Annotated in this window: 3 protein-coding genes; all 3 read right to left on the bottom strand. The window is 61.7% G+C overall.

The genetic code is table 11. The features are described from left to right. Positions 1–133: 133 nt before the first annotated feature. The 3 genes from BFAL_RS11275 to BFAL_RS09590 all read right to left on the bottom strand — a co-directional run bounded on the left by BFAL_RS11275 (position 134) and on the right by BFAL_RS09590 (position 1766). Complete coding sequence (locus BFAL_RS11275) at positions 134–319, bottom strand: CdiA C-terminal domain-containing protein (RefSeq protein ID WP_236691734.1); 186 nt, start codon at positions 317–319, stop codon at positions 134–136. Between the two features lie 5 nt (positions 320–324). Then, positions 325–1419, bottom strand: coding sequence for a VG15 protein (locus BFAL_RS09595; protein ID WP_055428160.1), 1095 nt, complete (start codon positions 1417–1419; stop codon positions 325–327). Positions 1420–1523: 104 nt separating this feature from the next. Further along, positions 1524–1766 carry a hypothetical protein gene (locus BFAL_RS09590; RefSeq protein ID WP_152973633.1) on the bottom strand — a complete coding sequence of 81 codons (243 nt, stop codon included), beginning with the start codon at positions 1764–1766 and terminating at the stop codon, positions 1524–1526. Positions 1767–2026: the final 260 nt, after the last annotated feature.

The raw sequence follows: 2026 nt of genomic DNA, 5'->3' as shown, positions 1-2026 counted from the left end.
AAAAGTTCCTATAACCCGAAAACCACCATGGAACTTCCACGGTGGGCTGAAAGAAAAAGAATCGGGAACCTTCCACCATGTCCGAGCAAACGGTTTTAAGGGTGAAAGGCACCGATTCCTTTTTGATACTCTATCATCTCATGCGGCGTATCACCTCGTCGTTTTTTATCAGAATGATTTCCTTTATGACGGCGTTTGGCCTATCTGCTATTTGTTCAATAGGCTTTGGGCAATCGGTGAGATCGAGAATAATGCGACCGCTCTGCTTCTTCGCCTTCCCCAGGGCATTGGTCACGGTGTTCTTTCCGCTCCCGTGCAGAGTCTTCAGCTCCCATGTGTCACCATCGATATAGTAATCAGAAGTTTTCTGCCCTGCTTATCTAGGGGTTTGCGGAAAACGACATCGTGTCCCTGCTCTGCAAAGAATTTGGCGATGTTCCTCTCATTGTCTTCCGGCGCGGCCCCGTCCTCGATCCAATACCCATCAACATGTCTGAACGCGTGGCGACCGTTGTTGAGCACTCGAGAACTTCCGCTGTTAACCGCGTCCGGTGTTTGCTGCGCAAGCGACTTCGAATTCTTGGCTTTCTTGGCGGCGTAGGCCTCCCGACGTTGCTTCAGGAATTCGGGGGTGCTTCGCCTCGTCGCGGAATCGTGGAAACTTCCGTTTCTGCGCAGGATCGGCAGCACGGTCTCGGCGGTGCGTGGCGTCTTGCCCGGCAGGCTTTCGGCTGCCCGGTAGTAGTCGTCGATCCACTGTTGCTCCTGCCGGGTGGGTTTCCAGTCCCCGTAGACGACCTCGACGGTGCATCCGCAGTGCGGATGGTATTTCTTGCCGGTCCTGGCGCTCAACCCCGCTTTCGCGACGCTCGTGTAGACGGGGCCGCGGGTGACGAGCATCGCGCAGAACGCGCACGGATCGCCGTCGGACACGCGCCGCCATCCGATGGCGCGGGGATCCTTCTTCGCCCATCGTTCTATCGTGGTGCGTCCTCCGGTGAGCACGGCTTCGTGGAACATGCCGAGGAACAGGCTGCGCGCCGCCTCGTAGACGGCCTCCTGCGTCTCGCCGCGGGCGATGTGCCACAGCACGTTCGTCGCGCCCGTCCAATCGATGCGCCGTGACGCCTGTCTGCGGTCGAACCGGGGCACGCCCACCTCGACGCCGCCGGGCTCCCCGGTCTCGGCTTCGCGGAAGCGTGGAAGGTATTGCGCCGCGGTGTCGGCGCTGACCTTCCACCACACCTGCAGCAGGTCGAGCATCGCCCTCTTCCATATCGGCTGGGACCCCCGCAGGTCGTCCAGATCGAGCGTGGCGTCCCACATGCGGCGGGCCTGGCTGTCGGCGGTGATCGCGAGCCGTACCTGGGCGCGCCGGTGCCGGTCGGTCAGGACGGCGCCCTCACTGGTCAGCGCCATCGTCCACCGCTGGGGCGAGCTGCGCCTGATACGCCCGCCTTGGCGCGTGCGCCGCCGCTGGGCATGACGTCACCTCCCGCTGGTCCATCGCGATATGGGGTCGTTCAGCTCTGCCACAGGTCGAACTCGCGGTAGCAGTCGCGGATGGACCGGGTATGACCGTCGAAGATCTTCTCGTCGGCCAGTCCCTCCAGTGAATCATGTTCCCCGCTGACGGGCGCGAGAGACAAGTCCTTCTTGGACGAGGCGGATATGTCGATGTCGCGCAGCACGTGGCTGGACTGGTCGGCGATGTGCAGGGTGATGGTGGGCGGCATGACTTCGCCTTCCGGAATCGTTGGAATCATCGGCGTGTTGCTTGTCCCCAGCCTGCATATCTATCGATACGATGTTATTATAGATATGTCGGCAGGGAAGACCGGCAACAACTCAGAAGCGAAAGGAGGTGCGGAGTGAGTCCGGAGTGGATAACCGCGGTAGCGGCGGTCATCACGGCGGCCTGCGGATTCGGGAAGCTGGTTCTCGAAACCGTCCAATGGCTGACCGACCGCCCCCCACGCGGCCCGCCCCAGCCCAAAGGCGGGCGGCGGGGGGGGTCCCGAGGGGG

The organism is Bifidobacterium aesculapii, from assembly GCF_001417815.1.
GTDB classification, from domain to species: domain Bacteria; phylum Actinomycetota; class Actinomycetes; order Actinomycetales; family Bifidobacteriaceae; genus Bifidobacterium; species Bifidobacterium aesculapii.
This window is presented reverse-complemented; position numbering and strand designations above follow the sequence as displayed.